The 21,290-nt window shown below is 60.1% G+C and carries 16 protein-coding genes, 3 pseudogenes and 1 other annotated feature; of the genes and pseudogenes, 16 read left to right on the top strand and 3 right to left on the bottom strand.

Annotated elements, in window-relative coordinates; translation table 11 throughout:
• Positions 1 to 55 precede the first annotated feature (55 nt).
• The 3 genes from BVG12_RS01910 (at position 56) to BVG12_RS01900 (ending at position 3,690) form a co-directional block, all read left to right on the top strand.
• Positions 56 to 1,279 carry an FAD-dependent oxidoreductase gene (locus BVG12_RS01910; RefSeq protein ID WP_229503625.1) on the top strand — a complete coding sequence of 408 codons (1,224 nt, stop codon included), beginning with the start codon at positions 56 to 58 and terminating at the stop codon, positions 1,277 to 1,279.
• A 63-nt stretch (positions 1,280 to 1,342) separates the two neighbouring features.
• A complete protein-coding gene (locus BVG12_RS01905; protein WP_075790905.1) occupies positions 1,343 to 2,593 on the top strand; it encodes an acyl-CoA dehydrogenase family protein in 1,251 nt (416 codons plus the stop codon).
• 38 nt (positions 2,594 to 2,631) lie between these two features.
• Positions 2,632 to 3,690 (top strand): alpha/beta hydrolase, encoded by a 1,059-nt coding sequence (locus tag BVG12_RS01900; RefSeq protein WP_075790904.1) that lies wholly within the window; start codon positions 2,632 to 2,634, stop codon positions 3,688 to 3,690.
• Between the two features lie 14 nt (positions 3,691 to 3,704).
• Here BVG12_RS01900 and BVG12_RS01895 read toward each other — a convergent pair whose 3' ends face one another.
• Positions 3,705 to 6,455 carry a winged helix-turn-helix domain-containing protein gene (locus BVG12_RS01895; RefSeq protein WP_075790903.1) on the bottom strand — a complete coding sequence of 917 codons (2,751 nt, stop codon included), beginning with the start codon at positions 6,453 to 6,455 and terminating at the stop codon, positions 3,705 to 3,707.
• A 379-nt stretch (positions 6,456 to 6,834) separates the two neighbouring features.
• Here BVG12_RS01895 and BVG12_RS01890 point away from each other — a divergent pair, with 379 nt between their 5' ends.
• From BVG12_RS01890 to BVG12_RS01830, 12 genes and pseudogenes are all read left to right on the top strand, one after another.
• Positions 6,835 to 7,338, top strand: coding sequence for a cupin domain-containing protein (locus BVG12_RS01890; protein ID WP_075790902.1), 504 nt, complete (start codon positions 6,835 to 6,837; stop codon positions 7,336 to 7,338).
• 58 nt (positions 7,339 to 7,396) lie between these two features.
• Positions 7,397 to 8,404 (top strand): hydroxyquinol 1,2-dioxygenase, encoded by a 1,008-nt coding sequence (locus BVG12_RS01885; protein ID WP_075790901.1) that lies wholly within the window; start codon positions 7,397 to 7,399, stop codon positions 8,402 to 8,404.
• Between the two features lie 50 nt (positions 8,405 to 8,454).
• Positions 8,455 to 9,918, top strand: coding sequence for an aldehyde dehydrogenase family protein (locus BVG12_RS01880; RefSeq protein WP_075791018.1), 1,464 nt, complete (start codon positions 8,455 to 8,457; stop codon positions 9,916 to 9,918).
• 32 nt (positions 9,919 to 9,950) lie between these two features.
• Positions 9,951 to 11,081, top strand: a complete 1,131-nt coding sequence (locus BVG12_RS01875) for a maleylacetate reductase (protein WP_083684392.1) — start codon at positions 9,951 to 9,953, stop codon at positions 11,079 to 11,081.
• Entirely contained in the window at positions 11,081 to 11,950 is an 870-nt protein-coding gene (locus BVG12_RS01870; RefSeq protein WP_075790900.1) for an intradiol ring-cleavage dioxygenase, read from the top strand. Before BVG12_RS01875 ends, BVG12_RS01870 begins: the two co-directional genes overlap by 1 nt.
• 2 nt (positions 11,951 to 11,952) lie before the next feature.
• On the top strand, positions 11,953 to 12,180 hold the full coding sequence (locus tag BVG12_RS01865) for a 3-hydroxyacyl-CoA dehydrogenase NAD-binding domain-containing protein (protein WP_075790899.1): 228 nt from the start codon (positions 11,953 to 11,955) through the stop codon (positions 12,178 to 12,180).
• Between the two features lie 47 nt (positions 12,181 to 12,227).
• Positions 12,228 to 13,426 (top strand): IS3 family transposase gene (locus tag BVG12_RS01855; protein WP_156895493.1). Its coding sequence is split into 2 segments (ribosomal slippage): positions 12,228 to 12,519 and positions 12,519 to 13,426, totalling 1,200 coding nucleotides; the frame shifts between segments, so codons are not numbered across the junction.
• Positions 12,509 to 12,625, top strand: a sequence feature (AL1L pseudoknot). Its footprint overlaps the gene before it by 117 nt.
• 70 nt (positions 13,427 to 13,496) lie before the next feature.
• Positions 13,497 to 14,237, top strand: a complete 741-nt coding sequence (locus BVG12_RS01850; protein ID WP_083684389.1) for a 3-hydroxyacyl-CoA dehydrogenase NAD-binding domain-containing protein — start codon at positions 13,497 to 13,499, stop codon at positions 14,235 to 14,237.
• 165 nt (positions 14,238 to 14,402) lie between these two features.
• Complete coding sequence (locus BVG12_RS01845) at positions 14,403 to 16,088, top strand: methyl-accepting chemotaxis protein (protein WP_075790897.1); 1,686 nt, start codon at positions 14,403 to 14,405, stop codon at positions 16,086 to 16,088.
• A complete protein-coding gene (locus tag BVG12_RS01840) occupies positions 16,085 to 16,387 on the top strand; it encodes a Dabb family protein (protein WP_075790896.1) in 303 nt (100 codons plus the stop codon). The genes BVG12_RS01845 and BVG12_RS01840 overlap by 4 nt, the downstream gene beginning before the upstream one ends.
• A 197-nt stretch (positions 16,388 to 16,584) precedes the next feature.
• A pseudogene (locus BVG12_RS35960) lies at positions 16,585 to 16,713 on the top strand (IS3 family transposase); the annotation flags it as partial.
• 66 nt (positions 16,714 to 16,779) lie between these two features.
• Positions 16,780 to 17,669, top strand: a pseudogene (locus BVG12_RS01830) (IS3 family transposase); the annotation flags it as partial.
• 130 nt (positions 17,670 to 17,799) lie between these two features.
• Here the strand turns inward: BVG12_RS01830 and istB are convergent.
• Entirely contained in the window at positions 17,800 to 18,552 is a 753-nt protein-coding gene (gene istB / locus BVG12_RS01825; RefSeq protein WP_075790895.1) for an IS21-like element helper ATPase IstB, read from the bottom strand.
• Between the two features lie 91 nt (positions 18,553 to 18,643).
• Positions 18,644 to 20,173: an IS21 family transposase gene (gene istA, locus BVG12_RS01820; RefSeq protein WP_075790894.1), complete on the bottom strand. Its 1,530-nt coding sequence runs from the start codon at positions 20,171 to 20,173 to the stop codon at positions 18,644 to 18,646.
• 207 nt (positions 20,174 to 20,380) lie between these two features.
• Between istA and BVG12_RS01815 the strand changes: the two are divergent.
• A pseudogene (locus BVG12_RS01815) lies at positions 20,381 to 20,587 on the top strand (integrase core domain-containing protein); the annotation flags it as partial.
• Positions 20,588 to 21,290: the final 703 nt, after the last annotated feature.

Raw genomic sequence — 21,290 nt, 5'->3', positions numbered from 1 at the left:
ACCGGTACTGATCGGTTCTGTTTTACTGATGTGTAATTGAACAACGAATGGAGAAATGATGGAGACGATAGATGGCGTTCTAGTGGCCGGTGGTGGCCCGGTGGGCTTGCTCACGGCACTCAAGCTGGCACGTGCCGGCGTTCCGGTAACGGTGCTCGAAGCCGAGGCCGAGGTCCTGAATTCGCCGCGTGCGATTGCTTACCAGCCGCCCACCACGGCCGCCCTGGAGCGTCTGGGACTGCTGGACGACGTACTCAAACGCTCGGTCAAGAGTCCCGACGTGGCGTTCCGTCGTGTGGACGGCTCACCGCTGGCGATTCTCAACTGGAGCGTTTTAAAGGACACCACGCCGTACGACTACATGCTGCTGATCGGTCAGGATACGCTGTCGCGCGTGATCGTCAGCCATCTGAAACGCTACGCACACGTGGAGATCCGTTGGGGCCATCGGGTGTCAGGTGTCAGCCAGAACGCAAACGGCGTGACTGTCAGCGCCGCAACCGCAAATGGTGAAGTGCGGATCCAGGCCCCTTGGTTGGCAGCCACTGACGGAGCCCGCAGCCCTGTACGGGAAAGTCTCGGGATTGCCTTCGAGGGCATTACATGGCCGGAACGCTTTGTCGCCACGAACGTCTTCTACGATTTCCATCTGCACGGCTATTCGCGGGCCAACTTCATCGTCGACCCGGTCGACTGGGCCGTCATCGCCCAGATCGACAAGACGGGCCTATGGCGCGTCTGCTATGGCGAGGACGCGTCGCTGTCGGGAACCGAGATACGCGCGCGCCTGCCTGAGCGCTTCAAGCGTCTGTTGCCGGGGGCGCCCGAGCCCGAAAGTTACCGGGTCGACCTGTGCAATCCCTACCGTGTGCATCAGCGCGCCGCTGCCCGCTTCCGTGAAGGGCGCGTGCTGCTGGCAGGCGATGCTGCGCATGCGACCAATCCGATCGGTGGTCTTGGCCTGTCTACCGGGGTGCTGGACGCCGAACGCCTGGGCGAGGTGTTGGCCGCGGTATGGCTGGGCAAGGCTTCCGAGGATCTCCTCGACGCCTATGCTGCCGACCGCCGCCGCGTGTTTCTGGAGGTGTCCAGCCCGATTGCCAGCGAGAACAAGCGACGTATTTCGGAAAGCGATCCAGCCAAGCGCGCGCAGGATGAAGCCGGCCTTGCGGCGGTCAACGCGGACCCCGCCTTACAGTTCAATATTCTGTCGGGGTTCGAGGCGCTTAACGGGCGCTGGTTCAATGAACGGGATCATCAGTCCGGGCGTGCGGACTGATCAGGGTTGAATCTTGGGCGCCGGGCCCGCACCGGTCCGGCCCTCAATCATGAAGGAGCGCTCTTGGCTGCCACCGACATCGTCGATTCACCCGCCCAGCCCGTTTTTTCCGTGCCTCGCCCGCATACTGCCGGCATCCAGGCGCGTGCGGCAGCATTGCTGCCACTGTTGCGCGCCCAGCAGCGGGATAACGCGGCGCGCGGCCATGTCTCCGAAGTGCTGCACCAGCAATTCGTCAAAGCCGGGTTTTACCGTATGTTGCAACCACAGCGCTTCGGCGGCCTGGAGCTCGATTACCTGAGTTTTGCCCGCGCCATGCAGACGATTGCGCGCGGCGACCCGGCTGTCGCCGCTGTCCTGGCCCAGACCGTCGCGCAACCGGCGTTGCTGGCTTCCTACTGGCCCGAGTCGACTCAGAAGGACCTGTTTCTTGGTGATGGGAACATTATTGCCGCGCACGCGTGCTCGCCAGCCGGCAGCTGCGTTGCCGTCGACGGCGGTTATATGGTGGAAGGGTTGTGGACGGACTGCGCCGGCGTCACGCATAGCACGCATTTCATCGGATCTTCGATCCTGCGCGCATCCGACGGGCAGCAGTATCAAGCCCGCTTCGTTCTGGACCACGGTTGCTACACCGTGCTGCACCAGAATCAGCGTCGGGGGCCAAGCTGCTCTAGCGTCAAGGTGACGCGCCAGTTCGTCTTGGCCCGACGGGTGGTCCTGTTCAGCCATTGCACACGCATTCGCTACGACGAAATGCCCGGCTTGGCCGTGCACCCCAACCCAATGTATTTGGCGACAGGAACGGTGCTGGTAGAAGTTGCAGCGGTGAGCCCCATGATTGGCGCGGCGTTGGCGGCACTGGACGAATACCGTGCCATCGTACTTTCCCAGCGGGCGAACATCCCGGAGGGAAAGGGACCGCACGACAGGCGCCTGCTGCACGGCACTTTCGGCCGCGCGGTTGTGCTTGTCGACTGCGCGGAGACGCTGCTGGAGCGCGCCCTTCATACCTACCAGGAGCAGTGTGAGGACTGGCAGCGCAGTGGCACGCCCACCGGCACCGAGGCCAGCATGCGCGTTTGGGCCATGCTCGACAGCGCCGGGCGGATGGCGGCTGAAGCCACCGAAGCGCTGTACATGGACGGCGGCACAGCTCCGGTTGGCGGAGATCGCCGGATGCAGCGCTACCTCGACGATGTGCACCTGCAGCTAGAACATCATGGCCACCTGCAAGCCGACCTCCTGATCCGCATTGGCCGTGCTCAGCTCAACCCGTCAGAACGCACCCGGGCACAACAACCCGATGAATGACCACCCGACCATCCAATTCAAACCATGAGGATTGCAGTATGAATCAACACAAGGAGCAGGAAGTGCAGGCATTAACGCTTGCCGAGCAGGGGCACTTTTGGGTCAACATCGAGCGCCGCGCCCTGGATGGCGCCAGCGTGGCTTGTGGCCAGATGTTCGTGCAGTATCAGATCCCGGCACAGCAGCGCCATCCGCACCCGATCGTCATGGTGCATGGCGGCGGCGGTCAAGGGTTGGACTACCTCGGCACGCCGGACGGCCGTCCCGGCTGGGCCACCTGGTTTCTGCGCCAGGGCTACGCGGTGTACGTGGTAGACCGGCCTGGCCATGGGCGCTCTCCGCTGCATCCCGATGCGATGGGCGCAATGACCCCCTTGCCCAGCTATGAAATGATCAGCGCGCTGTTCACCGCGCCAGCGCCTGCCGCGTGGCCGCAGGCGGCTCAGGCCAGCCAATGGCCAGGGAGTGGCGTGCCGGGCGATCCAGCCCTCGACCAGCTGATGGCAGGCATGGGGCCGATGTTGGCCGACCTCAAGCTGAGCCAGTCGCTGATGCAGTCGGCCGGTGCGGCGCTGCTCGATCGAATCGGTCCCGCCATCCTCCTGACCCACTCGATGGGTGGACCGTTCGGCTGGCTGGTCGCTGACGTGCGACCGGAACTGGTCAAGGCAATTGTCGCGGTCGAACCGCTGGGGCCGGTCTTCGATGAGTTCGCGCCCGGCATCGGCCGCTTGGAATGGGGACTGACCGCGGTGCCGATGCAGTTCGATCCGCCGGCCGTGCACCCCAGCGAGCTGCGTACCGAGCGGCGCACGGCGCCCGGACCAGGGCAGGTGGATTGCTTACTGCAAGCAGAGCCGGCGCGCCTGCTGCCTAATCTGAAGGACTTGCCGATTCTGGTCGTGACTGCCGAGGCGTCGCTCTTCGCTCCGTTCAACCACGGCGCCGCAGATTTTCTGCTCCAGGCCGGCGCTGCTGCCGAGCATCTGCGACTGGAACAGGTCGGTATTTACGGAAACGGCCATATGATGATGGCGGAAAAAAACAGCGACCAGATCGCGCAGGAGATTGGCCGCTGGCTCGAACGGTGCGAGTGAATCCCGCCGGACAATTAGTGCAGATAGCCCATCTGGCGCGCCTTGTGCAGCGCCATGTGGCGCCGGCGCACCCCGAGTTTGCCGTAGATCTGCTGCAGGTACCATTTGACCGACCCTTCCGTCATGCCAAGTCGGTCGGCGATTTCCTTGTTGAGCAAGCTTTGCTCGACATACTTGAGGATGTCCATCTCCTTGGCGTTGAGCGGTTCGCAAGGCGCTTCCCGGTCCGGTATTTGCATTTGACCTGCCCGCAGCGGTGCCGTCGTCAGGACGTGAGTCGGGACGCTGGCCTGCAGCGCGTTGGCCAGTTGAGCGCCGAATTCAGCCAGGTCGATGGAATCGTCGATGTCGAGCACCTTGAGCAGTAGCGACTTGACCGGTTCGCCTTCTTCGACAAAACTGAGAACCATGCCGATCGGGGCGGCCGCCACCACCGCATCCTTTATCGCGCGCACTGCCGCACGTCCGTCGCCGCTCATCTGGTATGCGCGCGCCAATAGGATTTCCATGCGAATCCTGGTGCGCACGCAGCCGCGACCTTCCGCGAAGCTGATCCACTGACGTAGAACACGCAACGCTTCCCTGGCGGCGCCGGTAGCCATCGCTATCCGTACCCAAGTGATGGCAATGGCTTCGTGTTTGGTCGTCATCGTGGCTGTTGGCAGTACTTGGCTACCCGAGATCGGTAGTCCGGCATCGGTAGCGTGACGTACCGCGCCAATGACGTCATCACGCAGCAGGCACAGGCGCACACGTTCACTCACGATGTTCCAGAACAGTCGATAAAGCGAATGCGTCAGGGCGAATTCGAAACCTTCCGTGAGTACCCGATTGGCGCTTTCATGATCGCCTTTGACGGCTGCCAGCCGGGCGCGGCCAATATAACCAGCGATCAAGCTTTCGGTGAAGCCCAGACGCTGGGCCATTGGAAGATTGCGCTCCAGCAGCGTGCGGGCTTCATCGAATTCCATTCTTTCGACCTGCACCTCGGCAAGCATCAGCGACGGTACGAGCGCCAGCGGGACTTCGTCGATCCCGATACGCCCAATGTTGGCGATCTCGATGGCGTTGCGATAGCCGGCGATCGCGGCGTCGAAGCGACCCAGCTGCAGCAATGCCGGCCCGAGGATACACTCGTGCCACACCTTTCCAGGTTCGGCATTGGCCTTGTTGAAGGAGGCTCGCGCTCTGGCGTTCAATCGTTCGACATCGGCCAAGCGGTATTGCTCACGCTGGGCGTACAGCAAAGACACGTGTAACGAGCCTTCAAGAAAGCCATCGCAATATGGGAAATTCTCGAGAAGCTCTATGCATAGGCGTTCAACTTCAGGCATGTCATCGGTAAACTGAGCAATCATCATTTTCCGATGTTTGAGCAAGTGCGGCAACGAATAACGGTCGCCGCCGCTATCGGCCGTGGTCGGGTCGTGAGAATCCATCCGCTGCGCCACCGAATCGATCAGCGCGTGGGCCTCTTCAAAGCGCCACGACAGGGTCAGCAACCAGGCGCGCTCCAGCTGGATCTTCGGGTAGCGCGCCAGCACCTGCTCAGGCAACTGACGCGCCCAGCGAGTCAGGGTCCAGTGATTACCCTTGAGGTACAACTCATACCAAGCCTGTGTAAAAAGCTGGGCGGCAAAATCGATGGCGCCAGCCTGTATGGCATGCTGGAAGGCTTCGTCCGTCAGGCCGTTGGCAGCCAGCCAGCGACTGGCATTGCGATGCAGCGTGCTAGTCTCGCCCGCATGACGCTCGGTCAATTGATTAAACAGAAAGGCCGAGAACAGATGGTGGTACCTGTACCAGTGGCCGTGATCATCCAGCGAAAAGATGAACAGCCCGGACTTTTCCAGCAGCTTGAGCATGGCGCGTGCATCGTCGCGCCCGGTTACAGCGTTACACAGTTCCGCGCAAAAACGATTCAGGATGGACGTACACAGCAGGAACTGTTGCACCTCCGGCGCCAAGCGATTGAGCACATCTTCGGCCAAATAATTGCCGACATCGCGGTGGGAACCGGAAAAATCTTTCAGCAGTGCGCTGGCATCCGCGCAGCGCGCCAGTGCCAGCGATACCAGTTGCAAGCCAGCTGGCCAACCCTCCGTCTTGCGTACCGCCAGATCGACCAGCGCCAAGGGCACCATGGCACCGCCGTCGGTCGCGCTGATAAATTGCTGCGCCTCCTCAGGCGAGAAGCGCAGGTCGTCCACATCGATCTTGCCAACCGCACCCAGTACACGCAGGCGGCCCATGGTGAAACTGGGTTCGGCACGAGTTCCCAATATCAGATGAAAATTGTGCGGGCTATCGCTGAGGATCGCGCTGACTAACTGCTCGGCTTCGCTGCCAATGATGGCATGGAAATCGTCGAGCAGCAGGAACACCGGTTCGCGCACGGTCTTCAAAGCATTGCAGAAGTCTGCGGCATGGTCGCCCAGTGTGGCGCCATGGGCCAGCGTGGCGTCCACTGTTACCGCGGCGGCGAACCCGGCCACGCTTTGACACAACGCAGCCTGCAGATATTCCACCAGCTCAGCCATCGAGCCCGTGAACTCCTGCATGCTGAGCCAGGCCGCTTGCTGTCCGGTCCGTGTCAGGCTCTCATAACAGCTGACCATGGCGGTCGTTTTGCCGTAGCCCGCAGGGGCCTGGACCAACGTCAAACGGTGACGCATGACTTCGGTAAGCAACTGCGTCGAGCCGCGACGAATGATCAGGCTCCCGTCCTTGTGGGGCGGAAATAAGCGGGTGGAAATAATTCTCATCACACCCCCGGCTCAGCGAAGCGGTACCAATGGCCAAGAGTGGGGGGACAGCCCGATGTCCGGGCAGTTCGGTCGAGTCAAGGGCGTCATGAAGATGTCGTCTCCGCAGTATGACAACGGCTTATATTCTATATTTGGGATCAATATACCTATCTTACTCCCGAACTTACCTATCGAAAGATAGCGGCGAAGCCGGATCCAACAAGTAAACACGGGCTGTCACATGATGCCAACAATCATGTCCGACAGGGGAGGTTGATTATGCGGAAATTGCGACAGCTCTCTTCGGAAATTGGCTGCTATTCATGGTTACAGCGACTGGCTAGACTCTTTTCGCCAACGTCAACGTGTGTCAACAACAAACCATGATGGAGATAGTATGAGCGCCGCTTACGAAACCAAATTCGCCTCACTGGAGAATTACGAAAAAGGACACGTCGAAGTGATCGACGACGACGTCAAGCACTATGCGATGTCGAACTGCTTCGACATCGCCAGAAAATCTCGACCGTACGAGAAAGTTGTATTCGGTATTAACCAGATTTACGTGCTTGAAACCATTCGTGCGGAAGGCGACTCGCCATGGTACGCATGCGCCCACGACGAGTTCGTGATGAGCATGGATGGAGAGGTAGAGATTCATCTGGTCAAACTCGCGGCCCCAGCGACCGCCGATCCGGAAAAGAACGGCGCCGTGCTCGTTGGTGGTGAGCCTCAGGGTCAGAAAATGGGATGGATGAAGATTCGTCGCGGCCATCAAGCGCTGTTGCCAAAAAACTGCGCTTACCGCTTTCATTCGAACAGCCCGGCGGTGCTGGTCCAGCAGACCTGCAAAGGCGACCTGTCGATCGAGCGTTGGAGTGAAATTTGTCAGACCGCCTGAGCAATATTCCCGACCTGCCCGTACTTACGATTTCCAGTCAATCATCCGGAGACATACAATGAACGCACCCTCTGACCTGCAGAAAGTCATTTCCAGCCAGCCACATGCCGTGCTGGGCTATCGCGATTTCGACCTCGGTTCCTTCCGTTTCCAACGCGACGAGTATTTCGCACACATCCGCTGGACGACGCGAGACGGCCGTCCGATGAGTCATACCATCGATATCGGCAACTTCCTGCGCGCGCTGATGCGCGACGTTGCGTGGGGCTTCTTCTATGGCTGGGTCAATTTCGACGAGGTGTTCGGCACCTGCAACCACTACAGTTCGGTCGACCTGTTCGCAGGCACCTACAACCGGACCATGAAGGATGCTCAGGTCGATTGCATGGAGAATTTCCCCACCGAGCAGATCCGGTCGACGTTCGTGGAACTCCTGGATGACTGGACCAATGCCGGTTTTGATCCGTTCGCCGCGCCGCAAGAGACCGGTACACCCTATGGCCGCAAGAATGGCAACAATATGGAGGCAACTCATCGCGCGCGCGAGCTGGCAAAGCGCTGCGTAGGCTTGCGCGACGATCTAGGCCTGCGCTCGGACGCCAGTGGTGCACCCATCAACCGTGCTTTTGCCGACGTCCCGCAGGATCAGCCGGAGTTGCACCCGGAACCTGGCTTTGAAGACCAAGTGCACGCGTTCAACCTGTTTGCATTCTTGTCCCGCTCGCAGGTGACCTGGAACCCGTCCTTCACCTCGGTGGTCAAGCACAGCTACATGTGCCCAACGACCGAGGAGCACATCTTGCCCATTATCCATGGCAACGATCGGGTCGAATGGTTCTTCCAGATGTGCGACGAAATTCACTGGAATTGCGCCGACAAGAATACTGGGAAGCCGCTGGCGCGGGTCATCATGAAAGCTGGCGACATGGCCGCCATGCCGGCGTACTGCCGCCATCAAGGTTACAGCCCGAAGCGATCGATGCTTCTGGTGTGGGAGAACGGCTCGCCGTCGCTGGTCTATGAAATCCAAAAAGGCTTGTCGCCGGAAGTGCCGGTGTCCTTCTGATGAATACGCACCTTCATACCCTCGAAGAGCGCATGGGGTTGACCCAGCGCATCCGTCACCAGCTATTCATCGGTGGACGCTTCATGGATGCGGAGTCGGGCGACACGCTCGCCACCCTCAATCCGCACGATAACAGCTTGATCGCGCATGTCGCGATGGCGGGTCCCGCCGACGTCGACAAGGCGATAGCCGCTGCCAAGGCCGCGCAACCTGCCTGGGCAAGGATGGCGGCAATGGAGCGCGGGCGCCTGCTGCTCAAGCTGGCTGACGCGATCGAGGAAAACGCCGAGCAACTGGCGGTTCTCGAATCGATGGACACCGGCCACCCAATACGCGACACCCGTGCACTGGACGTGCCACGCACCGCAGTCACGTTCCGCTATTTCGGCGGGATGGCAGACAAGTTCGAAGGCTCGGTGATTCCGGTTGAGGCGGGTTTCCTGAACTATCTGGCGCGTGAGCCGCTTGGCGTGGTGGGCCAGATCGTGCCATGGAACTTCCCGCTGATGTTCACCAGCTGGAAACTCGCGCCAGCGCTCGCGGCCGGCAATTGCGTGGTCATGAAACCGGCTGAACTGACGCCGTTGTCGACCTTGCGTATTGCCGAATTGATGGCCGAGGTTGGGTTTCCTCCTGGCGTCGTGAATATTCTGCCCGGCCTCGGCCACGTGGCCGGGCAGTACATGGCCGAGCACGGCGAGCTGGCCAAGCTGGCCTTTACGGGCTCGACCGCGACAGGACGGCGGATCGTGCAGGCGTCGGCCGGCAACCTGAAAAAGCTGCAGCTGGAACTGGGCGGCAAGGGCGCGAATATCGTGTTCGGCGATGCCAACCTGACCGCCGCTGTCAACGGCGCCGCCTTCGCCATCTTCCACAACCAGGGCCAGGCGTGCATTGCCGGCTCCCGGCTGGTGCTGCATAGATCGATTGCGGATGAATTCATCGCCCGCTTCACCCAGCTGGCAGCGTCGATCAAGCTGGGTAACCAACTTGACCCGCGCACGGAGATGGGACCGCTGACCTCGATGCAACAGCGCGAGCGGGTGCTGTCGTATTGCGGCGTGGCACTCGAGCAGGGCGGGAAAATCCTGCTGGGCGGTAAAGCGCCGGCGGATCCGGCCTTGCGGCAGGGCTGCTATGTCGAGCCGACCGTGGTCCTGGCGGAGCCGGGTGACCGGGTCAGTCAGGAGGAAGTGTTCGGCCCGTTCGTTAGCATCACGACGTTCGAGACCGACCAGGAGGCGCTGCGGATCGCCAACGCCACCGAGTACGGACTGGGCGCCGGCCTATGGACCAGCAACCTGCAGCGTGCGCACCAGATGGCTGCCCGCATCAAGTCTGGCATGGTGTGGGTCAATTGTTACAAGCGGGTCAGCCCAGCATCTCCATTTGGTGGCGTCGGCCAGTCGGGTTATGGACGAGAGATGGGCTTTGAGGTGATGCGCGAATACACCCAAGCCAAGTCGGTATGGATCAATGTCGACGCCAACTTGGCGCCTTATTACCCACGGTAGCGAGTCTTCTTCGCGATGTGAAGGAATTCATGATGCAACAAGTGAGTAATAGCGCCACCCGCAGCGCGCCTGGTGTGGGGGCAGACATCGGTTCGTTCGTGTGCGCACCGCAGATTCCCAGGGTAGTGTTTGGCGCCGGTGCGATTGGCAATATCGAACGCGAGATAGACTTGCTCGGGGCCCGCCGAGTGCTCATCCTGTGCACGCCTGAGCAGCGCGGTAGCGCGGAACTGGTAGCGCGCACGGTTGGTACGCGCAGCGCCGGGATTTTCGATGGCGCCGTCATGCACGTGCCGATCGAAGTCGCTCGCGACGCGCGCGCCAAGGCTGCCGCGCTGGAAGCCGACTGCGCAATCGCCATCGGCGGAGGCTCGACCATCGGTCTGGGCAAGGCGATCGCGCTCGAGTCGTCGCTTCCGATCCTGGCTATCCCCACGACCTACGCTGGGAGCGAGATGACCAGCATCTACGGTATCACCGAAGGTGGCGTCAAGAAAACAGGGCGCGACGCCAGGGTGCTCCCCAGAACCGTCATCTACGATCCTCAGCTTACCGTGTCCCTTCCTGTTGGGTTGTCGGTCACCAGCGCAATCAACGCCATGGCCCATGCGGCCGAGGGGCTCTATGCACAGGACGCGAACCCATTGGCATCGATCTGGGCCGAGGAGGGGCTGCGCGCGCTGGCATCCGGGTTGCCTCGCATGGTACGCCAGCCCGACGACGTGGCCGCGCGCAGCGATTGCCTGTATGGCGCCTGGATGTGCGGCCTGGTCCTGGGTAATGTTGGTGTAGGCCTGCACCATAAGCTGTGCCACACACTGGGCGGCAGCCTCAATCTCCCGCACGCCGAGACACATACCGTGGTACTGCCGCACGCACTGGCCTACAACGCCGCAGCCGCACCCGAGGCGATGCGACGCATTGCACGTGCACTCGGCTGCACCGATGCCGCGCAGGGCATGTTCGATCTCGCCCAGTCACTAGGCGCGCCGACATCGCTCCGTGAGCTGGGCATGCAGGAATCGCAGATCGGGCCGTGTGTGGAGATTGCCATGCGTAACCCGTACTGGAATCCCGCCAGGCTCACGACCCCGCGCTTGTTGCAGCTGTTGGATGCTGCCTACCACGGCCGCCGTCCGGTACCCGCGCGAGAGGAATGTTGATGAACGGTGTTACTGCGGACAATATTACTGAAGTGGTCAACGAGCGACTGGAGCGGTGCACCAACCCGCGCTTGAAGCAGTTGCTAACGAGCTTGACCCGTCACCTGCACGACTTTGCGCGCGAGGTCAAGTTGACCGAGCCTGAGCTGATGGATGCAATTGCGTTCCTGACGGAGACGGGGCAGAAGTGTGACGAGCATCGGCAAGAGTTTATCCTGCTGTCCGATGTGTTGGGCATGACAATGCTGACCGTGGCGCTGGGCCAGCAGGATCGCGAGGGCGCCACCGAAGCCTCGGTGCTCGGACCCTTTTACGTGCAGGATGCCGCGCCGCATGATCACGGTGAAGATCTCGCTCACGGTGCGAGTGGGGTCCCGTGTTTTGTTGAGGGCCGGATACGCGGGGAGAACGGCACGCCGCTGGCCGGTGCGGTGGTCGATGTCTGGCATTGTGACGATGCCGGCTTCTATGATGTGCAGTATGCTGGCGGCTCTTCGGCCTGCAGGGGCCGGTTGCACGCTGATGACGAAGGGCGCTTCCACTACCGTACGGTTCGGCCGGTTGCCTATCCGATTCCGACTGATGGTCCAGTGGGGCGCCTACTGTCAGCTACCGGACGCCATCCATGGCGACCGGCTCACATGCATTTCCTGGTGCAGGCACCCGGCCACGCCACTTTGGTCACCCAAGTGTTCGACAAATTCGACCCATATATCGATTCGGACGCCGTGTTTGGCGTGCGACCTTCGTTGATCGGCGAGTTCGTCCCCCATGAATCGGAAGAGTTCTATCGTGGCGAAAAAATTGGGGAGCCGTTTTATACATTGTCGGTCGACTTGGTATTGTCGGCTGACCACCAGAAGAGGTGAGCATGACAAACGAAGTGACGGCAACAGAGTTGTTGGACGGCCGTGCCGTGACCGTAATCGGCACCGGGTTGGTGGGCGCCGGCTGGGCGATTGCATTTGCACGGGCTGGAGCCAATGTGCGTCTATACGACGCGCAGCATGGCGCGGCCGAGCAAGCAAGACGGTGGGCGGCCTCCCAGCTCGATGAGATGGCTGCGACTGGACTGGTGCAAGCGCCAGAGGCGATCTGAACCGCCCCGGATTTGATGGAGGCTCCAACTCTTGAGAGAATGGAGCTATGAACAAGAAGCCAAGCAAATTTTCGCCGGAAGTCCGGGAGCGCGCAGTCCGTCTGGTACGGGAGCAGCGTAATGAGCATCCTTCGCTGTGGGCGGCGGTCGAGTCAATTGCAGGGATGATCGGCTGCACGCCACAAACGCTGCATGAATGGGTCAAGCGCGACCAGATTGACCAGGGAGAGCGCGCAGGAGTGACAACAGAGGAGCGTGAGCGACTCAAAGCCCTGGAGCGCGAGAACAAAGAGCTGCGGCGGGCGAACGAAATCCTGAAGCTGGCAAGCGCGTTTTTCGCCCAGGCGGAGCTCGACCGCCGTTTGAAGTCCTGAAGGCCTTTATCGATCAGCATCGCGACACCTTCGGGGTCGAGCCGATCTGCAAGGTCTTGCGGATTGCCCCGTCGGGTTATCGGCGCCATGCGGCACAGCTTCGTGATTCGTCGAAGCGATGCGCGCGGGCGAAGCGCGATGAGATTCTGTGTCCGGAAATCAGCCGGGTCTGGCAGGCCAACATGAAGGTCTACGGAGCCGACAAGGTCTGGAAGCAGATGAACCGGGAACGCATCGCCATCGCTCGCTGCACGGTCGAGCGCTTGATGAAGCGGCTGGGTTTGCAAGGTGCTGTGCGCGGCAAGCGAGTCCGGACAACGATTCCCGATTCTGCCGCCCCACGTCCGCTGGATCGGGTGAATCGGCAGTTTAGGGCTGACCGTCCAAATCAGCTGTGGGTGTCGGACTTTACATACGTTTCGACGTGGCAGGGCTGGCTGTACGTAGCCTTCGTGGTGGACGTTTTCGCCCGGCGCATTGTCGGCTGGCGGGTCAGTTCGTCGATGACCACTGATTTCGTTCTGGATGCGCTTGAACAGGCATTGTATGCTCGCCAGCCCGGTGAAAATGGAACTTTAATCCATCATTCCGATAGGGGCTCGCAATATCTCAGCATTCGCTACAGCGAACGCCTGGCCGAAGCAGGTATCGAACCGTCGGTCGGCAATCGGGGAGACAGCTACGACAACGCACTGGCTGAGACGATCAACGGCTTGTACAAGACGGAATTGATTCACCGCCGAACCTGGAAAACTCGGGAATCTGTCGAGCTGGCAACCTTGGAATGGGTGGCCTGGTTCAACCACCACCGGTTGATGGAACCAATCGGCTATATCCCGCCCGCGGAAGCTGAGGCAAACTACTATCGGTAGCTCAAGATCGCTGCCGATGAAACCGCATTAACTTAAACCAACCAGCCTCCACTATTCCCGGGGCGGTTCAATCAGTGAACGTATCATTGTAAGCTCGACCCTCAAGCACGCCCTTGACGACGTAGCATATGTCCAGGAATCGATCTTTGAAGATCTGGGGCTCAAGCAGGTGCTGTACGCGCAGCTCGATGCGCTTCTCGATCCGGCAGCCATTGTCGGAAGTTCCACATCCGGCATTCCCGCTTCAGCTTTTACCACTGGGCTCGCAGTTTCGCCCAGGGCACTGATCGTTCATCCAGTCAATCCACCACATTTAGTGCCGGTGGTCGAGCTGGTGCCCTCGCCATGGACGGCGCCGGCGACGACAAAATGGACATCGCGCCTCATGGATACGCTCGGCATGAGCGTAGTGCATGTGCGGAAGGAGATCGAAGGCTTCGTGCTTAATCGGCTCCAGGGCGCGTTGCTGCGTGAGGCCTGGGCCCTGGTCGAGGATGGTGTGGCAAGCTGCGCGGATATCGACGCTACAGTGCGCGATGGCCTCGGCTGGCGCTGGTCGTTCATGGGGCCGTTCGAGACGATCGACCTGAACGCGGCAGGTGGCGTGGCCGACTATGCCCGCCGACTCGGAGCGCTCTACCAATCTATCGACCGGTCGCGAGACCACAGCCGGCCATGGAGCTCGGAATTGATTGCTGAAGTTGAACGGCAATGTCGCGAGATATTACCTCTGTCGCAGTTAAATGACCGGCGTGACTGGCGCGACCGCCGACTGATGGAAATTGCAGCGCGTCAGAAAAAGCCTTACTAAACGCCAAACAGACTCTATTTTTGTTGCGTTCTCGCACCAGCTATCTTTCGACAGGCTCAAATCGAATTTCATTTTGGCACTCTGGCGTGACGAAATGAAATTCTTAAGTCAGGCGATTGATCTTGATCTTGACTATTGTCGATGGCTTCTTAAAAGGTGTAGAGGATGAAAAACTTGAAGATTCGGGAACGTTTGTACACTGGCTTCGCGGCTGTGCTGGCGATAACCCTTACCGTAGCAGTGCTGAGCGCAATCATGCTGGAACGACTGCGTAGCAACTTGGACAACGTCGTCAATAGCAGCAACGTCAAGATCAAGACGGTCAACGTGGTACGCCACGTCGCTGTCAGCATCGCTGTCGACATGCGCGACCTTACTGCGGCCAAAAGCCCGGCCGAACTGGCGAAAATCGACCATCGCCTTGACCAGCAACGCACCGCTTGGACCGACGGATTCCAGAAACTCGAGCGGCTGCTTACCTCATCGCAAGAGAAACAGCTGTTCAACATGCTAAAAGAACGGTCGGCTGCCTCCGTACCATATTTTGAGCGCGCCGCGAAGCTGGCCCATGAGGGAAAAGGTGCGCTCGCTACTGAGATCCTGGTAACCCAAGGAGCGCCATCGCAGCGGGCAGCGCTGGAGGTGGCGGATGAATTGTTGAGGCACCAGGAACGTTTGGCCAAAGAAGAGTTCGATAGCGCCAGTGCGCAAATCGAAACTTGTCGCATGTGGCTGATTGGTCTTACCTTCGGTGGACTGGTGCTGGGAGGCGTGATTGCCTGGCAAATCGGTAACATGGTCTCCTCGTCGTTGAACGAGGCTCTACGTATTGCGCAACGAGTGGCTGAGGGAGACCTTACTGCAGACATTATTAGCCGTTCTCGAGACGAGACCGGGCAGGTAATCACCGCTTTGAGCGAGATGAACGGTAGCTTGGCGCGCATTGTTACGACGGTGCGCAACGAAGCGCATAGCATCGCTACCGAATCGGCGGAGATCGCTGACGGCAATGCTGAATTATCTGTCCGCACTGAGCAGCAGGCCGCTGCGCTGACCGAAGCATCGTCATCGATGAAAGTGTTGGTCGCACGGATCCGCGAAAATACTGAGCATGCACGTCGAGCCTTGGCGCTTACCGCAAGCTCGTCCGCAACGTCGGCTAAAGCCAGTGAAGTCGTGGGGACCTTGATCTCTACCATGAATACCATCAATGAATCGTCGAAGACCATCGTGCGCATTACCGACGTCATTGATGGGATTGCTTTTCAAACGAATATTCTTGCGCTGAACGCCTCGGTCGAGGCGGCACGTGCAGGGGAGCATGGCCGCGGTTTTGCTGTGGTGGCAGGAGAGGTGCGGGCTCTGGCTCAACGTTCGGCTGCCGCTGCGAGCGAGATCAAGACACTCATCAAAAACTCGGTCGAGCAAATAAGTGCTGGCACTGCACAAGCAATCCACGCAGAAACCGCCATGAATGGGCTCATCAGCGGCGCGGGTATGGTGAGCAGGATCATGTCCGAGATTGCGAGCGCGTCGGAGGAGCAAGAACATGGCATCAACGAGCTTAATATAGCAGTTGCTTCGATTGACCAAGTAACCCAGCAAAATGCTGCGCTGGTCGAGGAGGCCGCCAGCGCCACTGAGGCGATGCGTTCACGTACCACCACGCTGCTTGATGCTGTAAGCGTATTCAAGGTTGAGCTTGAGCAAGCACGAAAGTTTTCTGATGAGACCAAGTCAGGAAAGAGTGAACTCAGCGGCCGCTCCACGTGGTCTGAACCTTCTGCCCAAGCGGGGCAGCACGGATGGGTAGGCAGCCGGCCAACCCATCTTATTCAAGGAAAAACATGATTAGACATATCGTGATGTGGAGCTTGAAGGAAGGCGCCGACGGCTTTACTAAACCAGAAAATGCCTTGCGCCTGAAGGCATGGCTCGACGAATGTCGTGATGCCGTGCCGGGTATGTTGCGTTTTGAAGCGATCGTTGCACATGAAGGACTCGAGTCTACCTGTGACGTAATGCTGTACTCAGAATTTACCTCGCGAGCCGCGCTCGATGCCTACAATGCCCATCCTAAGCACGAGCGATTGAAGGCTCGGGTTGCCCCCCTTCGAGACGGTCGGCACAGCTTCGATTATGAGATATGAAGGCGGTGAACCGCCTCGGGTTTTGTACAGGCTTCATTGTTTAAGAAAATCGAGTGTGAGTGGCCACGAGTTCGGTAGACACCCCTGAGCCTATAATTGTAGGTTCAAGGAGAAAGTATAAGTGGCATGCGGTATCCAGAAGAATTCAAGATTGAAGCGGTCAAGCAAGTGACGGAACGCGGCCACCCGGCCACGGAGTAAGGTACGCCTTCATTCGCAATGCTCGCAATGAGCATTCGATCCTAAGGCTTAGCAAAATAATGGCGGTGCACCCCAGCGGTTTTTATGCTTGGTGTGCCGAGCCCGAAAGTCAGCGGGCTTTAGATGGTAATCCCCCCGCAAAAAGAGCGCGTTTAGAAGTAGAATTTTCTACTTAAGACAGAAAGCTCTACATGAAGACGTCCCGCTTTACCGACAGCCAGATCATTGCCATCCTCAAGCAGGCCGAAGCCGGCAGCCCTGTACCGGAGCTTTGCCGCGAGCACGGCATCAGCAATGCCACGTTTTACAAATGGCGCGCCAAGTACGGCGGCATGGACGCATCCTTGATGGCCCGCATGAAGGAACTCGAGGACGAAAACCGGCGCCTGAAGAAGATGTATGCCGAGGAGCGGCTCAAGGCCGAGATCGTCGCCGAGGCGCTGACAAAAAAGTGGTAGCGCCATCTCAGCGGCGAGAGATGGCGCAGTGGGCCGTGGCACAGCGGTCGGCCACGATTAACCTGGCGTGCCGGGCGTTTGGTATCAGCCAGACCTGCTACCGATACAAGGCCAAGCTGGACGCCGAAAACAGCGTTATCGCCGACTGGCTGGTACGGCTGACGAACAACCAGCGCAACTGGGGCTTCGGGCTGTGCTTTCTATACCTGCGCAACGTCAAAGACTTCAAATGGAACCACAAAAGGGTTTATCGGATTTACCGTGAGCTTGAGCTGAATCTGCGGATCAAGCCGCGCCATCGCCTAGTACGCGAGAAACCGCTGCCATTGGCCGTGCCGACTGCGATCAACCAGAGCTGGTCGATGGACTTCATGCATGACCAACTTTCCGACGGACGCAGCATTCGTCTGTTCAACGTCATCGATGACTTCAATCGGGAAGGCTTGGGGATCGAGGTAGATTTCTCGCTGCCATCCGAACGCGTCATCAGATCCCTGGACCGGATTATCGAATGGCGTGGCAAACCGAACGCGATCCGCTGCGACAACGGCCCAGAGTACATCAGCGCCGTGACGCTGGCCTGGGCCGCCAAACGCGGCATCCGCATCGATTTCATCCAGCCAGTGCGTATTCCGCCGAAACTGGACACTCGTTCCGCAGCAAACTGGACACGCATTCCAGCGCAAACTGGACACCTGTTCCAGGCGAAACTGGACACTCGGGGCGTGACGGCACGGGGTCGAGGTTTGGGTTTTACTCCTGATGAGCCGGGCTTGTCAAACCGGCCCGTTTTCTTCGCAGCGAATCTCCTTTCAAATTGAGCTGATGGGCATTGTGGACGAGGCGGTCAAGGATGGCATCGGCCAGGGTGGGGTCGCCGATGGCGGCATGCCAGTGCTCGATGGGTAGCTGGCTGGTCACGATGGTCGAGCGCGTGCCATGGCGGTCGTCGAGCACTTCGAGCAGGTCACGCCGGTGGGCGTCGTCTAGCACGGCAAGCCCCCAATCGTCGATCACGAGCGTGTCGATCCTGGCCAGTTGCTTGAGCAGCTTGCCGTAGCGGCCGTCGGCGCGGCCGATGCCCAGCTCGTCGAGCAGACGCGGCAAGCGCACGTAATAGGCGCTGTAGCCCTGGCGGCATGCCTGGTGCGCCAGCGCGCAGGCGAGCCAGGTCTTGCCCACGCCGGTGGGGCCAGTCAGTAGCACATTCTGTCTGTCAGTCAGCCATTGCCCGGCCAGCAGGCGCTGAAACAGCGCCTTGTCGAGGCCGCGCGGATGACGGTAGTCGATGTCCTCGGCGGCCGCATTGGGCTTGAGCCTGGCGCGCTGCAGGCGCAGGGCCAGCGCCTTTCCATCACGCTCGGTCACCTCATGGTCTACCAGCAGGCCGAGTCGCTCTTCGAAAGTCAGATGGTCCAGGTCCAGTGCGCTCTGCTCGGCGAAGGCGCGCGCCATTCCAAACAGCTTCAGGCGGGTCAGTTTTTCGTGGGTGGGGTGATGCAACATGGTGCGTCCTTTCATGGTTGCGGAAGCTGCGCGCCGGGGGCGCAGCTTCCGCGCACAATTCCTAAATTGTTTATACCGTTTGTTGTCGATGTCAGTGCAGCCGATGCGATTGGTAGTAGGCGGCGCCGCGCAGGTTCTCGTGCTCTGGCAGGTCGAGCGTGCGCTGCACGCCCTGCGGTTGCAGGTCGAGGCCGTTCTTGAGGATGGCGTGCACGCTCTTCCAGCTCACCGCGCTGTGCTTGAGGGCGCGGGCGCAGGCCGCCTCCAGCCGTTCGGCGCCATATCGCTGGCCCAGCGACAGCACACCGAGGCAGCTGCGGTATGCCTGCTGCGGATGGCGTCGCTGATGCAGCAGTCGTTCAACCAGCACCGCGCAACGCGGCCCGATGGCCTCTGCGCGCGCAGCCAGGGTGTTGGCGTTCCAGCCAGCGACTTCGCGGTGCGCCGCGGGCATGTGCGCGTCAATCGTTGTATGGCGTCCCTTGAAGGTGCAATAGGCGTGGCTGGCGATGCGCTGGCCGCGCTGGAAGACTTCGACAGTCGTCTTGGTCACGCGCACATCCACCTGGGCGCGCGCGTGCTGGCATGGTACCGAGTAGTAGTGCCCGTCGATCTCGACGTGGTAATCGACGCCCACCCGGGCCACCTTCCATTCGGCGTACTCGTAACGCTGTTGCGGAAGCGGTCGCAGGGCTGGCTGGTCCATCTCGGCGAAGGCGCTGGCGCGGCAGCCTGGCAGCTTCTTGAAGGGCCGCTGGTTCACATCGAGCAGCAGGGTTCGCAGTGCGCGATTGAGCTCATTGAGGCTGAAGAAGCGCTGGTGGCGCAGCCGCGCCAGCACCCAGCGCGTAATCACCAGCACGCCGTTTTCGACCTTCGCCTTGTCTTTCGGGCGCCGGGCACGTGCCGGCAGCACTGCCACGCCGTAGTGCTCGGCCAGGTCGTGGTAGGTCGGGTTGAGGTCCGGCTCGTAGCGCGATGCCCGCGACACGCCGCTGCGTAGATTGTCTGGCACCCACAGCGCGGTGCAGCCGCCGAAAAACTCGAGCGCGCGCACATGGCTGCCGATCCAGTCTGACAGCTGCTGGCTCCAGGTCGCCTCGAGGTAGGTGTAGTTCGACGCACCCAGCACGGCGACGAAGATCTGGGCTTCCCGGATTTCGCCGGTGGCGCCGTCGGTGACGCCGACGGTCTGGCCGGCGTAGTCGACGAACAGCCGTTCGCCCGGCGTGTGCGTCTGGCGCATCGACAGCGACAGCTGCTGGCGCCAGCGGCGGTAGTGGTCGCAGAACGCGCTGTACTGCAGGCCGTCTGGCTGCTCGGCCTTGTACTCTTGCCACAGCAGTTCGAGCGTGACGCCCTTGCGGCGCAGCTCGTTGTGCACGGTCGCCCAGCTCGGCGCCGGCCGCTTCACCGACGATGGTTCGCTCGGCGGGAACAGCCGCCACTCCAGCGCAGCGTCGTCGAGCTCCGGCGGCAAAGGAAAGGACAGGCCTGCCACCTTGGCACGGGCCAGGTAGTCCGACACGGTGGTCGGCGAGGCGCTGATGATGCGGGCGATCTCCCGCTTGGAGCGGCCGTGCTCGAAATGCAGCCGCAGAACTTCGTGGATTTTGCGCATGGATAACCTTTTATTGGCCAAGCAACCCTCCGGAAAAAATCCGCGAGAGTGCCATAGTTATCCCTTGCCGCCGGTCCCTTCAGGCCGCTTCAAACTGTCCAGTTTGGAGCGGAATCAGTGTCCAGTTTGCGCTGGAATGGGTGTCCAGTTTGCCGCGGAATCAGTGTCCAGTTTGACGTGGAATGGGTGTCCAGTTTGGTCCGGAATACGCAGCCAGGCCAGCCTCAGCAAAACGCTTACGTGGAGCGTTACAACAGGACCGTGCGGTACGATTGGCTGGCGCACCATCTCTTCGAAACGCTCGACGAGATCCAGGAATTTGCCACCCGCTGGCTGTGGACCTACAATCACGACCGGCCCAACATGGCGCTCGGCGGCATCACACCAAAACAGAAACTTACCCTTGCCGCTTAACCTCTACTTTTAGGTCGCTCTAAAAATGGGGGGATTACCGTGGGGCTCAAGAAGGCGAGGGGCCAGTATATAGAAAACTCGACAATATTTTTGGTAATGTCGAGTTTGCTACACAGTTTTATGAGAAATGGGTTGGGCGCATTTCAGGTATCACGAACCGTCATTGGACAGTTCTTGTGCGATGCAGCATCATGCTTATGTCTCCTCTATCTTCCTCCAAGAAAATAGATTCAACCCGCCTCTCGGCGGGTATTTTTTTGCCCGTTTCCCTCCTGTCTCAAGACTGCGGCGGCCAGTGTTCTTGATTCGCTTTGGCGCTAGGGGTGCTGAACTTCCACAATCCTATGGAGAACGCCAGCGCTTGGCCAAGCCGACTCGGTCGTTCTCACATCGACGAGTGTTTGCTGTCGGTCTCTCGACAAATTTTCGGGGCCGTCAGGTTTACGCGGCCCGTTGTTTAGTTCTTCCAACAGAGTCCAGTCAGGATGTATCGGAATGCCAGCACCGGGCTTGAGCATTCTTTCGCGACAGCGATCGCCTGCGATGCCCTGATGTGTCACGGAAAATCCGGAGATTCGAGTCGCTGGTTTCGGTACCCGCCGAACTAATCCGTGGCCTGTACAAGTCATGGCCGACAATCTCGCCCAGCCGCCTGGCTGTAAGTTGACGCCATCCGATCACTGCGCCAGGTCTGCTACGTCAG

Origin of the sequence: Massilia putida (assembly GCF_001941825.1) — a bacterium.
In the GTDB taxonomy this organism is placed as follows: Bacteria; Pseudomonadota; Gammaproteobacteria; order Burkholderiales; family Burkholderiaceae_D; genus Telluria; species Telluria putida.
This window is presented reverse-complemented; position numbering and strand designations above follow the sequence as displayed.